The following is a 19,571-nucleotide window of genomic DNA, read 5'->3' as shown; positions in this document are numbered from 1 at the left end:
CCGCCGATTACCGCCATGCCCACCTTTGCCAAACCCGAACTGCTCTGCCCCGCCGGCACCCTCAAGGCCATGCGTTATGCCTTCGCCTATGGCGCCGATGCGGTGTATGCCGGCCAGCCGCGCTACAGCCTGCGCGTGCGCAACAACGAGTTCGACCACGCCAACCTGGCCATCGGCATCAATGAGGCCCATACCCAGGGCAAGCAGTTCTATGTGGTGGTCAATATTGCGCCGCATAACGCCAAGCTGAAGACCTTCCTCAAGGACCTGGAGCCGGTGGTGGCGATGGGGCCGGATGCGCTGATCATGTCCGATCCGGGGCTGATCATGCTGGTGCGCGAGCACTTCCCGCAGATGCCGATCCACCTGTCGGTGCAGGCCAATGCGGTGAACTGGGCCAGTGTGGAGTTCTGGCGCCGCCAGGGGCTGAGCCGGGTGATCCTCTCGCGCGAGCTGTCGCTGGAGGAGATCGGCGAGATCCGTCAGCAGGTGCCCGGCATGCAGCTGGAGGTGTTCGTCCACGGCGCGCTGTGCATGGCCTATTCCGGGCGCTGCCTGTTGTCCGGCTACATCAACAAGCGCGACCCCAACCAGGGCAGCTGCACCAATGCCTGCCGCTGGCAGTACCAGGCCCACGAGGGCGAGCAGAACGAGCTCGGCGAGATCGTGCGCCAGTGCAGCCCCGCCGCGCCAACCCTGGGGGAAGGCACGAGTACCGAACGGCTGTTCCTGCTCGAAGACAGCAGCCGCCCCGGCGAGCTGATGGAGGCCTTCGAGGACGAGCACGGCACCTACATCATGAACTCCAAGGACCTGCGCGCCGTGCAGCACGTCGAGCGCCTGGTGCAGCTGGGTGTGCATTCGCTGAAGATCGAGGGCCGCACCAAGAGCCACTACTATGTGGCGCGCACCGCCCAGGTGTACCGCCAAGCGATCGACGACGCGCTGGCCGGGCGACCGTTCGAGCGCGCCCTGATGGATGATCTGGAGTCGCTGGCCAACCGCGGCTACACCGAGGGTTTTCTGCGCCGCCACGTGCATGACGAGTACCAGAACTACCAGCGCGGCAACTCGTTCTCCGAGCGCCAGCAGTTCGTTGGCGAGCTGACCGGCGAGCGCCGCGGTGAGCGGGTCGAGGTCAAGGTGAAGAACCGCTTCAGCGTCGGTGATCGCCTGCAGCTGATGACGCCGCGCGGCAACCACAGCTTCACCCTGCAGGCGCTGTACACAGGCACTGGCGAGGCCACCCGCGTGGCGCCCGGCGACGGCCATACCCTTTATCTAGAGCTGCCGGCAGATATCGATCCGCGTTATGCCCTGTTGATGCGTTACCTCGACTAATCAGCCCATCTCGGCATGGCTGCGCAGCAGCTCGGCGAACTGCTCGGCCGGCAGCGGCGGGCTGATCAGGAAGCCCTGCAGCTCGTCGCAGCGCTGGGCCTTGAGGAAGTCCATCTGCGCCTGGGTTTCCACCCCTTCGGCCACCACTTTCAGGTCCAGGCTGTGGGCCATGGCGATGATCGCGCGGGTGATCGCCGCATCCTCACCGCCCACCGACAGGTCGCGGATGAAGGTCTGGTCGATCTTCACGTAGTCCACCGGGAAGCGCTTGAGGTAGCTGAGCGAGGAATAGCCGGTGCCGAAGTCATCGATCGCCAGTTTGACGCCCAGGTCGCGCAGCTGCTGGAAGGTGGTGATGACGTTCTCGACGTTGTCCAGCAGGTGGCTCTCGGTCAGTTCCAGCTCCAGCATATGGGCCGCCAGGTCGGTCTCGTCGAGCACCTGGCGCACCAGGTTGACCAGGTTGCCCTGGCGCAGCTGGTGCACCGACAGGTTGACCGACACGCGCAGCTCGACCAGCCCCTGCGCCTGCCATTCACGGGCCTGGCGGCAGGCCTGACGCAGGACGAACTCGCCGAGCGGGGCGATCAGCCCGGTTTCCTCGGCCAGCGGGATGAAGTCCCCCGGCGGCACCAGGCCCAGCTCCGGGTGGCGCCAGCGCACCAGGGCTTCGGCGGCATTCAGGCTGTCGTCGGCCAGGCACAGCTTGGGCTGGTAGAACACTTCCAGCTGGCCTTCCTGGATGCCCTTGCGCAGCTGGTTCTCCAGCTGCAGACGCTCCAGGGTGCAGGCCTGCAGGTTGTCGGTGTAGAACTGGAAGGTGTTGCCGCCCAGGTGTTTGGCGTGCTGCATGGCCATGTTGGCCTGGCTGATCAGCGCGGAGATTTCCCGCGCGTTGTCCGGCAGCAGGCTGATGCCGATGGAGGCACTGATCACCAGTTCGTGACCGCCGACATCCATCGGCGTGCGCAGCTTGCCGAGCAGGCGGCTGGCGGTGCGCGCCAGGGCCGAGAGGCTGCCGTAGTCGTCGAGGAGAATGGCGAATTCGTCGCCGGACAGCCGCGCAATGGTGTTGGCCTCCGACGCCGCCTGGGTCAGGCGCCGCGCCATCTGCCGCAGCAACTGGTCGGCGACTTCATGGCCGAGGCTGTCGTTGAGCAGCTTGAAGCGGTCCAGGTCGATATGCAGCAGGGCCAGGCCGCGGCCATGCTGCCGCGAGGCTTCGCCCGCCTCGTGCAGGCGCTCGCGGAACAGCGTGCGGTTGGCCAGCCCGGTCAGCTCGTCGTAGTGCGACAGGTAGCGCAGGCGCTCCTCGGTCTGCCGGCGCGACGACAGGTCGGAGAAGAAACCGACGATATGGCTGACCTGGCCGCGCGCATCGCGCACCACATTGAGCTGCAGCCACTGCGGGTACAGCTCGCCGTTCTTGCGCGTCTCCACCAGCTCGCCGCGCCAGCTGCCATGCTGCTCCAGGTCCTGGCGGATCAGGTGGTAGTGGCGGCGGGTCTCGCGGCTGCTGATCAGGGTCGCCACGCTGCGCCCGAGCACTTCTTCCTTGCGGTAGCCGGTGACCTGGCTGAAGGCTTCGTTGACCGACAGCAGCAGGTAGTCGGCATCGAGAATCACGATGCCCTCGCTGGCCGCCTCGAATACCGTGGCCGCCAGGCGCTGCTGTTCTTCGCGCTGCTTGCGCCCGGTGATGTCGCGGCGGGTGCCGAGCATGCGCAGCACCTGGCCCTGCGCATCGCGCTCCACCGCACGGCCGCGGTCCTCGACCCAGCGCCAGCGACCATCGGCATGGCGCACGCGGTATTCAACGGTATAGCCGTCGGTGCGGCCCTTGAGGTGTTCGACCAGGGCCCGGCGCAGCAACGGCAGGTCGTCCGGGTGCAGGCGCGGTTTGAGGTGGCTGAGCACGCCTTTCACCTCATCCTGACTGATGCCGAAGATGCTTTCCAGGTGACTGTGGTGCACCTCGTCGGTCTGCAGGTTCCAGTCCCACAGGCCCAGTTCGCTGGCCTCCAGGGCCAGGCCCAGGCGCGCTTCGCTCTTGCCCAGGGCATGGCTGGCATCGTCCAGCTCCAGGGTGCGCTGGGCCACGCGGATTTCCAGCTCGTCGTGGGCCTTGCGCAGCTCGCGCTCGGCGCGGCGGCGCTGTTCCACCTCGCGCGCCAGTTCCTGGTTCAGCCCTTCGGCGCTTTCCCGCGCATGTTCCAGGCCGCTGATCAGCACCTGGTTCTGGAAGCGCTGCAGCAGGCTGCGCAGGACCAGGCGATTGACCTGCCAGGCCACCACGCCGAGGCTCAGCAGTAGGATCAGGCCGAGCATGCCCCAGCCTTGCTGGCGGCTGCTGTCACTGAGCAACAGAGAAATGATGGGCGGCACCAGGCACGGCAGGGCAAATACCAGAAAAGCTGCGCGGCTGACCGCATAGGCCACGCTGGCAGACAAGATAGCGGCGGCGATCAGGCCATAGACCAGCGCCTGCAGCATGAAGCGATCGGGCGGCACCAGATACACCGCCGCAAAAGCCAGAGTCAGCCCGGACAGCCCGGCCCCCAGCAGAAACATGCACCGCCACTGCGGGCTGGCCTGGCGCGACGGCAGGGCCGCGTTGAAGGCCGCCATCTGGATCAGCCGCATTACCGCCAGCAGCACCAGCCAGATCAGCCAGCCACCGAGCAGCAGGCTCTGCTCCCCGCCCCACAGCAACGCGGCACACGCCAGGCCGTTGAGCAGCATGAACAGGGTGGGAACCTGGGAACCTTGATAGAGCAGGCGGGTTCGCTCGACCGCTATCTCGGTGGCGAACTGCTGACGAATGGCGCGCGAATCAAGCGGCGACACAGGCGCCGCCGTGGGTGTTACCGGGGTGGTCATAGGCGATTTTCTTGTAATGGTGTGCCCGACTTTTCCCGAGCATACCCGAGCTAGAGCGCCTGCCCAAGCCTGATAGTGGCTTTTTAACAGCCCGCATCGATCAATGGCGGACAGTTGTTCACTGACTATTGCCCTCTCGGCGGTCACGGTTTGCCGCCCCCCACCCCGGCCCGTAGAATGCCGCGATGCAAAATGATCCCGCCCGTTTCGACCCAGAACTTCTTCTCGCTTCCCTCAACGATGCGCAGTGCCAGGCCGTGGCCGCCCCGCTCGGTCGCCAGCTGGTGCTGGCCGGCGCCGGCTCGGGCAAGACCCGCGTGCTGGTGCACCGCATCGCCTGGCTGATCCAGATCGTCAACGCCTCGCCCTACAGCATCCTGTCGGTGACCTTCACCAACAAGGCCGCGGCCGAGATGCGCCAGCGCATCGAGCAGATGCTGGGGCTCAACCCCAACGGCATGTGGGTCGGCACCTTCCACGGCCTGGCGCACCGCATCCTGCGTGCGCACTGGCAGGAAGCCGGGCTGGCCGAGAATTTCCAGATCCTCGATTCCGACGACCAGCAGCGCCTGGTCAAGCGGGTGATCCGCGAGCTGGGCCTGGATGAACAACGCTGGCCGGCCAAGCAGGCCCAGTGGTTCATCAACGGGCAGAAGGACGAAGGCCTGCGGCCGAAGAACATCCAGGCCGGCGGCGATCTGTTCCTCGCCACCATGCTGAAGATCTACGAGGCCTACGAAGCGGCCTGCGCGCGCACCGGGGTGATCGACTTCGCCGAGCTGCTGCTGCGCGCCCTCGACCTGTGGCGGGATAACCCGGGCCTGCTGGCGCATTACCAGCAGCGCTTCAAGCACATCCTGGTCGACGAGTTCCAGGACACCAACGCCGTGCAGTACGCCTGGCTGCGCTTCCTCGCCAAGGGCGGCGAGAGCTTGATGGTGGTGGGCGACGATGACCAGTCGATCTACGGCTGGCGCGGCGCCAAGATCGAGAACATCCAGCAGTACAGCAGCGACTTTGCCGACGCGCAGATGATCCGCCTGGAGCAGAACTACCGCTCCACCGCCGGCATCCTCAAGGCCGCCAACGCCCTGATCGCCAACAACAACGGCCGCCTGGGCAAGGAGCTGTGGACCGACGGCGACGACGGCGAGCCGCTGTGCCTGTATGCCGCCTTCAACGAACACGACGAAGCGCGCTACGTGGTGGAAAGCATCGAGCGGGCGCTGAAGACCGGCCTGTCGCGCAGCGAAATCGCCATCCTCTACCGCTCCAACGCCCAGTCACGGGTGCTCGAAGAAGCCCTGCTGCGCGAGAAGATTCCCTACCGCATCTACGGCGGCCAGCGCTTCTTCGAGCGCGCCGAGATCAAGAACGCGGTGGCCTACCTGCGCCTGCTTGACGGCCGGCACAACGACGCCGCGCTGGAGCGGGTGATCAACGTGCCGACCCGTGGCGTCGGCGAGAAGACCATCGAGGCGATCCGCGAGCACGCGCGCCACAGCGACTTGTCGATGTGGGCGGCGATGCAGCAGCTGATCGCCAACAAGGCCCTGCCCGGTCGCGCCGCCGGTGCCCTGGCCGCCTTCGTCGAGCTGATCGAGAATTTGGCCGCGAAAGTGCTGGATATGCCGCTGCACCTGATGGCGCAGACGGTCATCGAGCAGAGCGGGCTGATCGCCTGGCACAAGGCCGAGAAAGGCGAGAAAGCCCAGGCGCGGGTGGAAAACCTCGAGGAACTGGTCAGCGCCGCACGCAACTTCGAGAACAACGAGGAAGAGGAGATGACCCCGCTGGCGGCCTTCCTCACCCACGCCTCGCTTGAGGCCGGCGACACCCAGGCCGACGAGCACGAAGAAAGCATCCAGCTGATGACCCTGCACAGCGCCAAGGGCCTGGAATTCCCCATGGTCTTCCTGGTCGGCATGGAGGAAGGCCTGTTCCCGCACAAGATGAGCCTGGAGGAGCCTGGCCGTCTCGAGGAAGAGCGCCGCCTGGCCTATGTCGGCGTGACCCGCGCCATGCAGCACCTGGTGCTGACCTACGCCGAGACCCGCCGTCTGTACGGCAGCGAGACCTACAACAAGGTGTCGCGCTTCGTCCGCGAGATTCCGCCAGCGCTGATCCAGGAAGTGCGCCTGTCCAACAGCGTCAGCCGTCCCTACGGCAGCGGCAGTTCCAGCAGCAGCGCCACCAACAGCATGAGCATGTTCGCCAACGCCGAGGTGCCGGACACCGGCTTCCGCCTCGGCCAGCACGTGCGCCACGCGCTGTTCGGCGATGGGGTGATTCTCAATTTCGAAGGCAGCGGCGCCCAGGCGCGGGTGCAGGTCAACTTCGAGGCCGAAGGCAGCAAGTGGCTGATGCTCGGCTACGCCAAGCTGGAAGCGCTCTAGACCCAGGCTCAAACACATCCACACACCTATAAGAACAAGGATTACATCGATGAAACGCGCTCTGCTCCTGGCCACCCTGCTGGCCCCGTTACCCACCCTGGCTGCCGGTTTCGAAGGCGGCTACGTAGGCCTCTATAGCGGTTATGCCTGGGCCGAAGATGAAGGCACCAGCTACAGCCAGTTCAATAACCAGAAAACCGGCTGGACCCAGGAAACCAACCCCATGGGCGCGCAAATCGGCGTGCTGGGCGGCTACAACTGGCCCCTGCAGCACAACTGGCTGGTCGGTGTGGAAGCGGATTACGAAGGCCGCATCGATGGCGCCGACTCCGACTATCAAGAGTTCAATGGCGTCACCGACACCAACTATCGCAACACCAGCGAGATCAAGTCCTCCGGTTCCCTGCGCGGCCGCCTCGGCTACCTGCCCACCCCGGACCTCTTGCTGTTCGCCACGGCGGGCTATGCCTATGCCAGTGTCGAGCGCGAGTGGGAGGACAACCAGTTCCTCGGCCGCAGTGAATCCCAAACCAATGGCCAGGCTGGCTGGACCGTCGGTGCTGGTGCCGAATACCTGCTGAACGATGCCTTCTCTGCACGCCTCGAATACCGCTACGCGGATTTCGGTACGCAAGAGGGCATCGACGTCGACATGTGGAGCGAAGAATACAAGCAGCGCCTGACCGAGCAGAGCCTGCGCCTGGGCGCCGCCTACCACTTCTAAGAACCTGTCCACGATCTCTTGTCCGTCGGCCATACCGCGTTAAAAACAGGCTCGGAATGCTCATTTACAGCTCGTAAACTCCGCTTCCTCGCCTGTTTTTGCCTTGTCTGGCCCTAGTCCAAAAGATCGTGAACAGGCTCTAAGCAAAGCCCACCCAGGCCCTAGCTGCCTGGGTGGCAGCGCCCGCTGTGGCGCCCCACCCGTCGCCTCCCCCGCTCTCCCCCTGCTCAGCCACCATACTGCTGAGCGGAGGTGAAGCCATGCCCCGTAGCGATCCATCCGCCGACAAGATTCTCGACTGCGCCCTGCACTTGGCCGACCGCTGCGGCTGGGAGCGCCTGCACCTGCATGAGGTCGCCGCCGAGCTGGACAGCGACCTGGCCGCTATCGCCCGCCACTACCAACAGAAGGACGACCTGGTCGAAGCCTGGTTCGATCGCGCCGACCAGGCCCTGCTGACTCGCGCCAAAGCTGCCGACCTGCCCGGTCTGAGCGCGGAAAAACGCCTGGAGGAACTGCTGATAGCCTGGCTGGCCAGCCTCGCCACGCACCGCGCGGTGACCGGGCAGATGCTGCTGTACAAGCTCGAGCCAGGGCATCTGCACCTGCAGCTCGGCGGCCTGCTGCGCATCAGCCGCACCGTGCAGTGGTGGCGTGAGGCCGCGCTGCGGCAGAACCTGCACCTCTCTCGTATCGCCGAAGAAAGCCTGCTGACTGCCGTCTACCTGCGCACCTTCGTGCACTGGCTGCGCCACCCCGCGGAGGGCGAGGCCGAAGTGCGCGCCCTGCTGCGTCGCCAGTTGCGCCGCCCGGCCTTGCGCTGGCTGTTACGACAGCCCTGAGAACCCGTTCAGGATTTTTTGCAGATTGCCACACAGCGTGTAGAGCAGGCACGGACCGCTTTGGCTCCCTCTCCCGTGCACGGGAGACGACTGCATGGACGCAGGAGGTAGAGCGACGCAGGAAGCCAAAGCCGAGGGCTGGGGAGAGGGTGAGTGAGCCAAAGCCCCATTCCCACAAGTGGGCGAGGGGCGCTTCCGAGAGCCGAGACAAGCTCTAAGGCAGCTGCGCCATACGCGCCGCCAGCTGTCGCTCGCCCTCGTGCGCCGACGCGGCCAAGCCGTCGCGCACCCCGGCGAAGTCGGCGGCGCTCTTGTTCTGGCTGAGCTTGAAGCTGCCCTCGATGCGGCTGATCGGCAGGGCGAAGCCGACGATGGCGCGCAGCATGCTGTCGATATAGTCGGCCGGCGCATCGCTCACCGCCCACGGCCGTGCGCGGCGCTGCTCGTGCTTGTCGCTCAGCGCGCTGACCAGCGCCAGCAAGCGCTCGCGCTCGTCGAACACCGCGGCGCGGCCATGGGCATGCACCGCCTGGTAGTTCCAGGTCGGCACCACCTTGCCGTGCTCGGCCTTGGCCGGGTAGAAGCTCGGGCTGACATAGGCCTCGGCGCCTTGGAACACCACCAGCACCTCGGCCCCGTCAGCCAGGGCACGCCATTGCGGGTTGGCCCGGGCAAAGTGACCGTACAGGGTGCCGAACTCGCCTTCGCCGGGCACCAGCAGCAGCGGCAGATGGCTGGCCTGCAGGCCCTGCTCGCCCTGGCAGACCAGCGTGGCCACGCCACTGTGCTCGATCAAACCGTGCAATTCGGCCAGCTCGCTGACGGCAAACGCTTTGGGGATATACATGCAGACACCTCGTTCTAAGAACCTGTTTACGATCTCCTGACTCGCGGCCATGCCGCGTTAAAAACGGCCTCGGAATGCTCATTTACAGCTCGTAAACTGCGCTTCCTCGGTCGTTTTTGCCTTGTCTGGCTCTAATTCAGAAGATCGTAAACAGGTTCTATACGCGCAAAGCACAGATGTACCGCACGGCCGGCGGCGCGAACAGACACAGTTGTACATAAATCCGGAAACACACTGGGCTGGCCTTTGCCCGCCGGACTGGGCAGGATGGCGCGCGTACCACCTCATTAACCGGGATACCTTCATGCAGCGCTTTCTCAGCATCGCCCTGGCTCTGTGCCTGGGCCTGACTCTCAGCCTCGACGCCAGTGCCAAGCGCATGGGTAGCGGCAAGTCCTTCGGCTCCGCGCCGACCCACCAGACCCGCCAGGCCGATGCGCCAGCCGCCGCACCTGCGGGCGCCACCGGCGCTGCCGCCACTGCCGGGCGTGCCGCACCCGCCGCCAGCGGTGCTTCGCGCTGGCTCGGCCCGCTGGCCGGGATCGCCGCCGGTGGCCTGCTCGCCTCGATGTTCATGGGCGACGGCTTCGAAGGCATCCAGTTCCTCGACATCCTCCTGCTCGGCCTGGTCGCCTTCGTCATCTTCCGCCTGATCGCCTCGCGCCGTCGGGCCCAGGCGCAGCCGGCCATGGCTGGTGGCATGCAGCGGCAGATGCCGCAGCAGGCGCCGGTGTTCGGTGGCAGCGCAGCAGCCCGCCCGGTGATCAATGCGCCGGCCTGGTTCGACGAGCAGCGCTTCATCGCCGCCGGCCGTGAGCACTTCCTGTCCCTGCAGCAACACTGGGACGCCGGCGAGATGGACAAGATCGGCGAATTCGTCACCCCGCAGATGCTCAGCTTCCTCACGGAAGAGCGCGCCAGCCTGGGTGATGGCTTCCAGTCCACCTACATCGACGACCTCGACGCCCAGCTCGACGGTATCGACGAACTGGCCGACAAGACCGTCGCCACCCTGACCTTCCGTGGCACGGCCAAGACCTCGCGCTTCGACCAGGGCGAAGCGTTCAGCGAAAGCTGGCGCATGGAGCGGGCCAACGGCGAAAACCAGCCCTGGCTGGTCGCCGGTATCCGCCAGAACGGCTGATCCACAGCACTATGAGAAACCCGGGCCAGGCCCGGGTTTTTTTATGCCCGCGCACCAGCATCGAGCCCGTAGGGTGCCGCCCGAGCCCTCCGGCAAAAGGTTAACCCGCGCACACGCCACCAACTCGCCATACAAGCGTCACGCTCCCGTCGCCTTCCCTCGATAGCGTCATGGTTCCGTCGAACCCTCTGCAGAAGGAAACGCACCGTGAACCGTGATGATCAGAACAACGTGCTGTTTGGCAATGGCGATGAGCTCCCCAGCAACCACTCCCACAACCCGCACCTGAACGAGCTGATCGACCAGCGGCGGCGGCAGATCATCGCCGGTGCCAGCGCGGTCGGCGCCCTGGGCTTTCTCGGCGTGCTGCCGCAAGCGGTGGAAGCGGCCGAACAGGCGGGCAAAAGCGTGGCATTGAAGAAGCGCAACCGCCTGCCCTTCGACGCCGTCGCTATCGGCCGCGCCGACGCCATCACCGTACCCGCCGGCTATCGCGCCAGCGTGTTCGTGCCCTGGGGCACGCCGATCAGCGGGCGCTTCCCGGCCTTCCTCGAAGACGCCAGCAACAGCGCCCAAGATCAGGCTGAACAGGTCGGCATGCACCACGACGGCATGCACTTCTTCCCGGCCGACGCCCAGCGCGGTGCCGGCAAACGCTCCAACCACGGCCTGCTGGTGTTCAACAACGAATACGTCGACGCCCCGCTGCTGCATCCCAACGGCCCGACCACGGTCAATGGCCTGCGCACCAGCGCCGAGGAAGTGCGCAAGGAGATCAACGCCCACGGCGTCACCATCATCGAAGTGCGCCGTGGCCAGGGTGGTGAATGGCAAGTGGTGCCCGGCTACCTCAACCGCCGCATCACGGCCGCCACGCCGATGCAGATGGCCGGCCCGGCGCGCGGCCACGCCCTGCTCAAGACCCTGCACAGCCCGGACGGCACCGCCAGCCGCGGCACGCAGAACAACTGCGCCAACGGCTACACGCCCTGGGGCACCTACCTGACCTGCGAAGAGAACTGGGCCGGCTACTTCGCCACCCGCGATGCCGACCTGCCGCGCGAACTGAAGCGCTACGGCCTGCGCACCACCAGCCGCTTCGGTTGGGACACCCTGCCCGGCGACGAATTCCAGCGCTTCGACGCCACCCGCAAGGCTGCCAGCGCCGAAGGCGACTACCGCAACGAACCCAACCACTTCGGCTGGATCGTCGAGATCGACCCCTTCGACCCCGACTCGCAGCCGGTCAAGCACAGCGCCCTCGGCCGCTTCGCCCACGAAGGCCTGATCTTCGCCCCGGTGCAGGCCGGCAAGCCGCTGGTGTGCTACTCCGGCGACGACTCGCAGAACGAATACATCTACAAATACGTCAGCCGCGGCAAATACCTGCCCTGGCTGCGCAAGCCGGGTCGCCTGCTCGACGAAGGCACTCTGTACGTGGCGCGCTTCAATGCCGACGGCAGCGGCAACTGGCTGGCCCTGGACCTCAATGATGCGGCCTTCCAGGCCGCCTGCACGGCCGCCGGGGTGAGCTTCGCCGACCAGGGCGAAGTGCTGATCAATACCCGCCTGGCCGCCGATATCGTCGGCGCCACCAAGATGGACCGTCCGGAATGGGGCGCGGTCAATCCGGACAACGGCGAGGTGTACTTCACCCTCACCAACAACAGCTCGCGCACCAGCGCCGACCCCGCCAACCCGCGCGCGGCCAACCCCTACGGGCACATCATTCGCTGGCGCGAAAACCGCCGCGACCACGCCGGCAAGGGCTTCAACTGGGACATCTTCCTGCTCGCCGGCCCGCAGGGCGACAGCCAGGGCCCGAGTGGCGCGGCACTGGATGAGCGCAACATCCTGGCCAGCCCGGACGGCCTGTGGTTCGACCCGGACGGCCGCCTGTGGATCCAGACCGACATGAGCGGCAGCCAACTGGCCAGCGGCCCGTTCGGCAACAACCAGATGCTGGTGGCCGACCCGCGCACGGGCGAGATCAAACGCTTCCTGGTCGGCCCGATCGGCGCCGAAGTCACCGGCATCAGCGCCACGCCGGACTTCCGCACCCTGTTCGTCAACATCCAGCACCCCGGCGAAGGCTCGACGGCGGACAACCTGCTCAGCACCTGGCCCGACGGCCCCGGCCGCCGCCCACGCTCCGCCACCGTGGTGATCAGCCGCGAAGATGGCAAACGGCTGATGTAAACCGCCCGACACCCTCCCCCGGGTAGATGCCGCTTCCTCCCCTCTCCCATTTATGGGAGAGGGGCCGGGGGAGAGGGTGGCAACCCTGCACGCTCCGACCTGCGTAGCCCGGATGCAATCCGGGAAGCCCCCGCCATCCCCGGATTGCATCCGGGCTACTTCCGCTCAGCGCTGCAACAGGGTAAAACGCGCGTCCGGTCGGCTACCCTCTAGCCGACCGCCGCACTGCCTGGAGAAGCCCCGTGGAAGAAGTCATCGAACAGCTGCGTGAACTCAACGAGCCGGTTCCGGTCCCGCTGGAGCTGCCGGAAGAGGAAGTCCTGGTGGAAATCCAGGAACAGATTCTGATCCACCTGCCCTTCGAGCTGCGCGAATACCTGCTCAAGGTCAGCGACGTGGTCTACGGCCGCCTGGAGCCGGTGACCGCCTCCGACCCGCAGTCGCACACCTACCTGCCCGAAGTCGCCTCGGTGGCCTGGGACCTCGGCCTGCCGCGTGACTTGGTGCCGCTGTGCCAGGACGGCCGCGACTACTACGCGGTGGACGTGGAAGGCACCGTCTGGCTGTGGGACGGCGACGAAGGCGAACTGACCGACGAAAGCTGGGACTCGGTGTGGCACTGGGTGCGCGACGTCTGGCTGGAAAGCTGAGGCGATAGCACAAGCTAGAGGGCGGGTTGCGCGCCCGTCGAGTGCCATCTGGCATCTGCCGGGTGCATGGGCTTAACTGGCAAGCGTTGCACTCAGGGGCTCGCGGCCATGGCCAACATCACTTCCCGGCTGACACTGGCCGGTCTGGCAATCCTCATCGTCACTGGCGCTGTGTGGCTCGGTTTTGCCAGCACCGACCGCAATACGGCAGCCGTCAGCGCGGCATCGCCGGCGGGTGCGCCGGCAACAGTGCCAGCGCCGGGCGAGGCCAGCGGCGCGGCCGTCGACCCGCGCGCGGCACAAGCGCTGCTGAACACCCCCGCCGTGCAGACCTACCAGGCGCGCCTGCAGTTCATGGCCGACTACCGCCGTTTCATGCAGGAGGCCGCGGCGCTCAGCGCCGAGCAGCGGCGACGCCAGGCCGAGGCGCTGGCCAGGCAAATCGACCAGCGTGAAGCGGCCGCCGAGCTGGCGCTGAGCGAAGCCCTGCTGCTGCAGTTGGGGCTGGCCCAGGTGCAAGGCGGCGACGAGGAAACGCAGAAGGCCCACGCCGAACAACTGCTGGCGCGCTACCAGATGCTAAGCCAGGCGCGTGAGGCACGGGCCAAAGTGCCCGATGCCCGCTTCAGTCAGTACAAGTCCGAGGAGAAGCGCATCGTCGACGAGGTGCTCGCGCTGGACAGTATTCCCGACGGTCTGAGTCGCGACCAGTACCTGCGCCAGCGCCTGCAGGAGGCGCGGGAGCAGGCGTATCAGTAGAGCCTAGAGCCTGCTCACGATCTCGCGAGCTAGAGACAGAGGGTGGCGGAGACGGCCGAGGTCGCCTCCAACGCCCTTTGGCCGACGCGCAGCAGATCGTGGGCCGGCTCTCAGAGCAGCTGGTCGAGGATGTAGTACAGCAGATTAAACGGCTTGGCCCGGTCGGCGGCGTCGCTGCTCTCCGAGGCCGAGAGCACCGCGCCGCTGCCATCGAGCAGGTTGTTGACGAAGTGGTCGAGCTCCAGGTTCTGCTCCTGAATGTCCGAGTTGGCGAACTCGATGATGCTGGTGCAGTGGCTCTCGTTGACCGCGCGGAACTGCGGGAAGTAGCCGCCGAAGTTGTCCAGGTTGGCCAGCTGGTCGCGCAGGCGGCCGGTGTCCACATCCCACTTGGCATGGATCAGCGCTTCCTTGGTGGCAGCGTCCGGCGCATTGATGATGTCCGGGTAGAAGCGCTCATAGGAATAGGACGAGTAGTTGAGGTCCTTCCAGAAGTGGGTGTGGCCCATGCGGTCGCCCGGCAGGTTGCTCGCCAACGCCGGATACAGGCTGCCCAGGTCGCTGGCATTGAGCCCCGGCAGGCGGCTCTGCAGATAGGGCACAGGGCCGTCGTTCAAACCCCAGGCCACGCGAATATGATCCTGCAGCAGGCGCGAGGGGTACTGCGCGCTGTCGCTACCCAACGGGGCGCTGAATACCGGACCGGAGTCGTTGAGCAGGAAACCGCGGGTCGGCGCCATGTCCTGGCGAATGCCCACGTAGTTGGTCAGGCTGCCAGCGCCACCCGCGCTGCAGCCGGTGGTGAGCAACTGCGCGGGACGCTGCAGGTTGTTCTTCAGCCAGGCCACCACCGCACGGGTGTTACGCAGGCCGTTGTGATGCCAGACCAGCGGCGGCTTCTGGTTCTGTGGGTCTTCGTACACCGCCACCTTGTCACCGGAGTAGATGTCGCCGGTGCAGTAGGGCACGTAGATCATGTTCCAGTTCTGCGGCTTGGTCCGCGTCCAGGGGTGCAGGCGCACGACCAGCGGGCTGACCAGGCTGGCGCCGGGGTTGAGCAGGCTCATGTAGTCGTCGGGGATGCCGTCGGGATTGCGCGCCCCGCGGATACCGGTCTGCCCGGTGCAGCTGGCGTAGTCCCAGCAGGCGCCGCCACCCTCCAGATAGATGATGGTATTGCTGGTATTGGGTACGCGGTTAACGAAGAACTTGTAGGGCGAGCCGTTGCCGCACACCGCGCCGGTTTGCGGCGCCATTTGCACGGTCTGCCAGGCGTAGTAGAGGTTGGGTTTGAAGCCGGCATTGAAGCCGCCGGGGTTGTTCAGCAGCGGGTAGGGGCCGACGCTCTGCTCGGCGGTGACCTTGTTGTCCGCCGCTGGCGGCAGGGTCAGGTTGAGCAGGGTCTTCCAGAAACTGTAGTCGCCCAGCTCGGCGTGAGCCGGGGTGACCAGGGCAAACCACAGGGCAAAGCTGCAACAGGCCAGCAAGGATGGCTTCATCGGACATGTCCTCGTCTTGTTCTTGTTGTACGAGCACGGGCTACTGCCGGACGCCTCCATGCTGCGCAGTGGTCCACTGGGCCAGGCCGGCGAACAGGGACGCAAAGCACAAGAGGCACGCTAGTACATAGCGCGAGGAAGGCCAGAAACAGCCTTATATTGATTCGGGATAGAGGCAGCAAAAGAAGCTAACTGACCCGATAGCGCTGCCATCGCCGGCCATCTGCATCAGGGCAGATAAATACGAAACTCGCCGCCACCCAGCGGGCCGCCGTTGCTGATCTGGATATGTCCGCGCACGCCATTGCGCTCGTGCAGTTCGGCGATGCGCCCGGCGAAGTACAGGCCGAGGCCGGTGCTGCCGGTGCTGTGGTTGAGGCTGAGGACGTAGTTGGATTGTCCGGCGAGCATGGCCGGCGGGTAGCCCTGGCCGTCGTCGCAGATCGACAGCACCAGGTGCCCCGGCTCCTGCCAGGCGCGCACCAGCAGCGCGCTGCGCGCATAGCGAATGGAGTTGGTGATGATGTTGGCCACCACCGAGCCGAGCAGCTCCTGATCGAAGAAGCCCAGCAGCTGGAAGTCCTCGACCTCGCAACGGGCGACGATATGACGGCTATCCAGCACTTCCTGGTAGCGCGCCAGCTGCGCTTCGATGAAGTCTTCCAGCTCATGGTAGGCCGGGCGCAGCGGCAGCTGGTTGACCCCCAGTTTGTACAGGCCGAGCAGCTGCACCAGCATGCCGTTAAGGCGGGCGAACTCGTATTCGATCACCCCCTGTGCACTGTTGTGGGCCAGCTCCGCCGGCACCTGCGCCTGCCACTGGCCATGGGCCTGAACCAGCATGGCCAGGGAGTTTTTCATGTCGTGCACGGTGGAGGCGATCACCGTGGAGAAGTCCAGACCTTCGTGGACGTCGCTCATTGTTCGAAGGCCCGCCGGCGCAGTTGCTGGTAGCGCTCGTAGCGCGGGTCGCTGGGTGGAATCATGCTCACCGCATCCAGGCAGCGCCGGCACTCGTCGAGCAGATCCGCCTCTGCTTTGTCGCCCCCCAGGCGCAGCAAGGACTGGGCGGTGTTGAGGGCGATACTGATGTTCTTCGGCTGCAGCGCCAGGCCCCGGCGAAACAGCTCCAGGGCATCACCGAAGCGGCCCAGCTGGTAGGCGCGCACGCCCTGGCGGTTGAAGTCGACCGCTTCCTGGCCGCCGGCGAGGATCTGCGGGTCATCGGTCTGCTTGGCGACGTTCTGCATCACCGCCGGGTCATCGCCGTATATTTCCACGCAGCTTTTCAGCAGGTCATTGCTGGCCGCCGTCTGACCCAGCTCGCGCAGCTGGCTGGCCACCAGCAGCGCCGCATCGGCGGAGAAGAACTGTGGCAGCGCAGCCATGCCTGCCACGGCTTCCTCGGTGAGCTTGGCGGCACGCACCGGATCACCGGATTTCTGCAGGCTCTTGGCCTGCATCAGGGTAGCGCGCACCTGTAACACCTTGTCGTCGCCGTAGTGCTTGTCCAGCTCACCCATGGCCTGGGCGATATCGGCCTGGGCGCGCTTGTCGAGGGTGTCCTCGCCGGATTCGGCGATCAGCGCCTGGGCCATGCCCAGGTAGCTTTCCGGACTCTTGAAACGCGAGTTGCGGCCCTGATCCACGGCCTGGCGATAAGCCTTGGAAGCGCTGCCGAAGTCTTCGTTGTCCAGCGCCAGCTTGCCCAGCTGCATCTGCCGGCGGATGGCCAGGGGCGACAATTTCACCGCGTCCTCGAGGATGTCCTGGGCGCGCTTGCTCTCGCCGCGAGCGGCAAGGACCGCGGCCAGGCCGTCATACAGGCCCGGCAACATGGGGAAGTTCTTCAGCGCCTGCTCGTACAACTCCTGGGCACGCGCCAGCTCGTTGCGGGTCTGCAGCAGGCTGCCGAGTGCCAGGTAGGCCCAGGGCAAGGCGCGGTCGGCCAAGATGCCGGTCAACAGCTTCTCCAGTTCGGCATGCCGGTTCAGCTCGCGCAGGGCACCGGCCTGGTAGCGCTGGCACAGCGGCACCAGACGCTTGTCCTCCCGGATCAGGGCCTCGCAGGCGGCCAGCACGGCGGCCGGATCCTGTTTGTCGAGCGCCTGCAGGATCGGTTTGAGCGCGGCCTTGCGTTCCACCAGCTTGTCCAGACGCTGGGTCAGGCTGGCGCGGTTGAACGGCTTGGTCAGGTAGGCATCCGGTTCGTGCTCCAGCGCACTGAGCACCATGGCCTGGCTGCTCTCGGCGGTGACCATGACGAAAATGCACTGGTGGCTGATCAGCTTGTCGGCGAGCAGCTCCTCGAGCACCTGCTGGCCATTCTTGCCAGTGCCCAGGTTGTAGTCGTGCAGGATGATGTCGTAGCGCTTCTGCCGGCACAGGCTCAGGGTCTCTTCGCCCCGGTCGCCGGTGTCGACATCGCGGGCGCCGATATCGCGCAGCATGGCCTTGACCGAGCTGCGGAAGTCGGAGAAGTCATCGACGATCAGGAAGCGCGTGTTGCTGTAGTCCGCCATCGGGCAATCCTTGGGGCCGGAGAATCGATTGACTGAGTGTAAGACAAGAAATGCCACCCTTGTCGATCCGCAGAATTACCCAAGCTACCTTCCGGCAAACTCTCCCCAGGAGCGGCTCAAGGGCTGATGCTGCGGGCCTGAGCGCCCTCCAGTTCGAGCAGGTTGAGGAGGAAACGGGCGAAGTAGAGCAGGTCCTGCTCCATGAACTGGCGCGCCGCCTTGGCGTCACCGGCCTCGATGGCGGCGAAGGCCTCCTCGTGGAAATCATTGAGCCGCAGCGACAGATCGGCGCCGGTGAACAGGCGGTTGAAGAACGGACCGACCTGCAGCCACAACGACTCGATGCTGCGCAGCAGCACCGGGTTGCCACAGGCGCTGTAGAGGTGCAGGTGGAACTGGCTGTTGGCATCCAGATAGGCCTGCACCTGGCGCAGCTCGATGGCCTGGTCCATGCGCGCCACACAATCGCGCAGCAGGGTCAGGTCGGCGGGGGTCAGGCGCGGCGCGGCCAACTCCACGGCCAGGCCTTCGAGGCCCAGGCGCACCTGGAAGATGTTCTGGTAGCGCTCGCGGGTCATGGGCGGCACGCGCACCGAGCGCTGCGGCTCGCCCTCCAGCGCGCCCTCGGCCACCAGGCGCTGCAGGGCGGCACGTACCGGCATCGGGCTGGTGCCCCACTCGGCGGCCAGATCGCGGATTTTCAACCGCTGGCCGGGTTGGAAGCGCCCGGCCAGCAGGCCTTCACGAATGCGCTGGTAGAGCTGCTCCTGCAGATTGTCGGCCATGGTCATGCACCCTTGGCCGGTGGCGCGGGCAGTTGGGCGAGGGTCAGCGAGCAGTTGCGCATGCAGGATTCCTTTGACTGAAGAAGACCGCCCCAGAGCGGCGCAGGGGATTCTAATGGATCAAGGAGCCTTGTTTTCAATGAGGCAGTTGCCCCCGTCGACGACGAGGACCTCTCCGGTGATATAGCTGGCCTCCGGCGAGGCGAGAAAGGCCACGGCGGCAGCGACTTCCTCGGGGCGCCCGGCGCGGCCGAGCGGCGTGTACGCGGCGGCATGCCGCTCCTCCTCGGTGCTCGAACCGGTGGCGATCCAGCCCGGCGCCACGCTGTTGACCGTGACGCCCTGCTTGGCCACTTCCAGCGCCAGGCCCATGGACAGGCCGAGCATGCCGGCCTTGGCCGCGCTGTAGGCGGATTCGCCGGGGTTGCTGCCACGGGTGCCGGTGGTCGAGCTGATATTGACGATGCGCCCGTAGCCGCGTGCACGCATACCGGGCAACACGCCACGGATGAGCAGAAAGGCAGTGGTCAGGTTGCGATTGAGCGACAGGTTCCAGTTGGCCAAATCCATCTCAGCCAGCTCGGCAAACGGCTCGGGGCTGCCCTGCATGGCCATGCCGGCGTTGTTCACCAGGATGTCGATCTGCCCCCACTGCGCCTGCGCCCAGGCAACCAACTCGGCCACCTGCTGCTCATCGGTCAGGTCGGCGGCGCGGGCACGTGCTTGAATACCTTCAGCGCAGAGTTCGGCCGCACGCTGTTCGACCCGTGCGCTGCTGGCGGTGAGCAGCACGCGCACGCCGGCGCGACCAAGGCGCCGAGCGATGGCCATGCCGATTCCGCTGTCGCTGCCGGCGCCGCTGACCAAAGCCACTTGCTGCTGTTGTTCCATGATAACCGTCACCTGTGATCACAAATTAAGGAAAAATCTACCTTATTACCGACAATAAGACATCTATTGACTTATTTGTGATCACAAATGAG

At 65.8% G+C, this 19,571-nt stretch carries 15 protein-coding genes; 8 read left to right on the top strand and 7 right to left on the bottom strand.

The window, feature by feature from the left end; genetic code table 11:
- The first annotated feature begins 15 nt into the window (after nt 1-15).
- On the top strand, nt 16-1,341 hold the full coding sequence (gene trhP / locus HNE05_RS00325) for a prephenate-dependent tRNA uridine(34) hydroxylase TrhP (RefSeq protein ID WP_420826981.1): 1,326 nt from the start codon (nt 16-18) through the stop codon (nt 1,339-1,341).
- On the opposite strand, the gene HNE05_RS00320 is transcribed toward trhP, so the two are convergent.
- Nucleotides 1,342-4,221, bottom strand: a complete 2,880-nt coding sequence (locus tag HNE05_RS00320) for a putative bifunctional diguanylate cyclase/phosphodiesterase (RefSeq protein WP_173210934.1) — start codon at nt 4,219-4,221, stop codon at nt 1,342-1,344.
- A 185-nt stretch (nt 4,222-4,406) separates the two neighbouring features.
- On the opposite strand from HNE05_RS00320, the gene uvrD reads away from it, so the two are divergent.
- The 3 genes from uvrD to HNE05_RS00305 all read left to right on the top strand — a co-directional run bounded on the left by uvrD (nt 4,407) and on the right by HNE05_RS00305 (nt 8,183).
- The gene (gene uvrD / locus HNE05_RS00315) at nt 4,407-6,617 is read left to right on the top strand and encodes a DNA helicase II (RefSeq protein ID WP_173210932.1); all 2,211 of its coding nucleotides are present in this window, start codon (nt 4,407-4,409) and stop codon (nt 6,615-6,617) included.
- 49 nt (nt 6,618-6,666) lie between these two features.
- Nucleotides 6,667-7,341, top strand: a complete 675-nt coding sequence (locus HNE05_RS00310; protein ID WP_173210930.1) for an outer membrane protein — start codon at nt 6,667-6,669, stop codon at nt 7,339-7,341.
- 260 nt (nt 7,342-7,601) lie between these two features.
- Entirely contained in the window at nt 7,602-8,183 is a 582-nt protein-coding gene (locus tag HNE05_RS00305; RefSeq protein WP_173210928.1) for a TetR/AcrR family transcriptional regulator, read from the top strand.
- Between the two features lie 214 nt (nt 8,184-8,397).
- On the opposite strand, the gene HNE05_RS00300 is transcribed toward HNE05_RS00305, so the two are convergent.
- Entirely contained in the window at nt 8,398-9,030 is a 633-nt protein-coding gene (locus HNE05_RS00300) for an FMN-binding negative transcriptional regulator (RefSeq protein ID WP_173210926.1), read from the bottom strand.
- Between the two features lie 304 nt (nt 9,031-9,334).
- On the opposite strand from HNE05_RS00300, the gene HNE05_RS00295 reads away from it, so the two are divergent.
- From HNE05_RS00295 to HNE05_RS00280, 4 genes are all read left to right on the top strand, one after another.
- Nucleotides 9,335-10,174 (top strand): Tim44 domain-containing protein, encoded by an 840-nt coding sequence (locus HNE05_RS00295; protein ID WP_173210924.1) that lies wholly within the window; start codon nt 9,335-9,337, stop codon nt 10,172-10,174.
- 207 nt (nt 10,175-10,381) lie between these two features.
- Nucleotides 10,382-12,373, top strand: a complete 1,992-nt coding sequence (locus HNE05_RS00290) for a PhoX family protein (protein WP_173210922.1) — start codon at nt 10,382-10,384, stop codon at nt 12,371-12,373.
- Between the two features lie 242 nt (nt 12,374-12,615).
- The gene (locus HNE05_RS00285; protein WP_173210920.1) at nt 12,616-13,023 is read left to right on the top strand and encodes an SMI1/KNR4 family protein; all 408 of its coding nucleotides are present in this window, start codon (nt 12,616-12,618) and stop codon (nt 13,021-13,023) included.
- Between the two features lie 108 nt (nt 13,024-13,131).
- The gene (locus HNE05_RS00280; protein WP_173210918.1) at nt 13,132-13,782 is read left to right on the top strand and encodes a hypothetical protein; all 651 of its coding nucleotides are present in this window, start codon (nt 13,132-13,134) and stop codon (nt 13,780-13,782) included.
- 110 nt (nt 13,783-13,892) lie between these two features.
- Here the strand turns inward: HNE05_RS00280 and HNE05_RS00275 are convergent, their stop codons facing one another.
- From HNE05_RS00275 to HNE05_RS00255, 5 genes are all read right to left on the bottom strand, one after another.
- On the bottom strand, nt 13,893-15,281 hold the full coding sequence (locus HNE05_RS00275; protein ID WP_173210916.1) for a pectin acetylesterase-family hydrolase: 1,389 nt from the start codon (nt 15,279-15,281) through the stop codon (nt 13,893-13,895).
- A gap of 228 nt (nt 15,282-15,509) precedes the next feature.
- Nucleotides 15,510-16,202 (bottom strand): sensor histidine kinase, encoded by a 693-nt coding sequence (locus HNE05_RS00270; RefSeq protein WP_173210914.1) that lies wholly within the window; start codon nt 16,200-16,202, stop codon nt 15,510-15,512.
- Nucleotides 16,199-17,803: a tetratricopeptide repeat-containing response regulator gene (locus tag HNE05_RS00265; RefSeq protein WP_173210912.1), complete on the bottom strand. Its 1,605-nt coding sequence runs from the start codon at nt 17,801-17,803 to the stop codon at nt 16,199-16,201. Before HNE05_RS00265 ends, HNE05_RS00270 begins: the two co-directional genes overlap by 4 nt.
- Nucleotides 17,804-17,919: 116 nt before the next feature.
- Nucleotides 17,920-18,588 carry a GntR family transcriptional regulator gene (locus HNE05_RS00260; protein WP_173210910.1) on the bottom strand — a complete coding sequence of 223 codons (669 nt, stop codon included), beginning with the start codon at nt 18,586-18,588 and terminating at the stop codon, nt 17,920-17,922.
- 120 nt (nt 18,589-18,708) lie between these two features.
- The gene (locus tag HNE05_RS00255; RefSeq protein ID WP_173210908.1) at nt 18,709-19,479 is read right to left on the bottom strand and encodes an SDR family NAD(P)-dependent oxidoreductase; all 771 of its coding nucleotides are present in this window, start codon (nt 19,477-19,479) and stop codon (nt 18,709-18,711) included.
- Nucleotides 19,480-19,571 lie beyond the last annotated feature (92 nt).

The organism is Pseudomonas campi (genome assembly GCF_013200955.2).
In the GTDB taxonomy this organism is placed as follows: domain Bacteria; phylum Pseudomonadota; class Gammaproteobacteria; order Pseudomonadales; family Pseudomonadaceae; genus Aquipseudomonas; species Aquipseudomonas campi.
The sequence above is the reverse complement of the archived record's forward strand: the minus strand, read 5'-3'. Positions and strand labels throughout refer to the sequence as shown.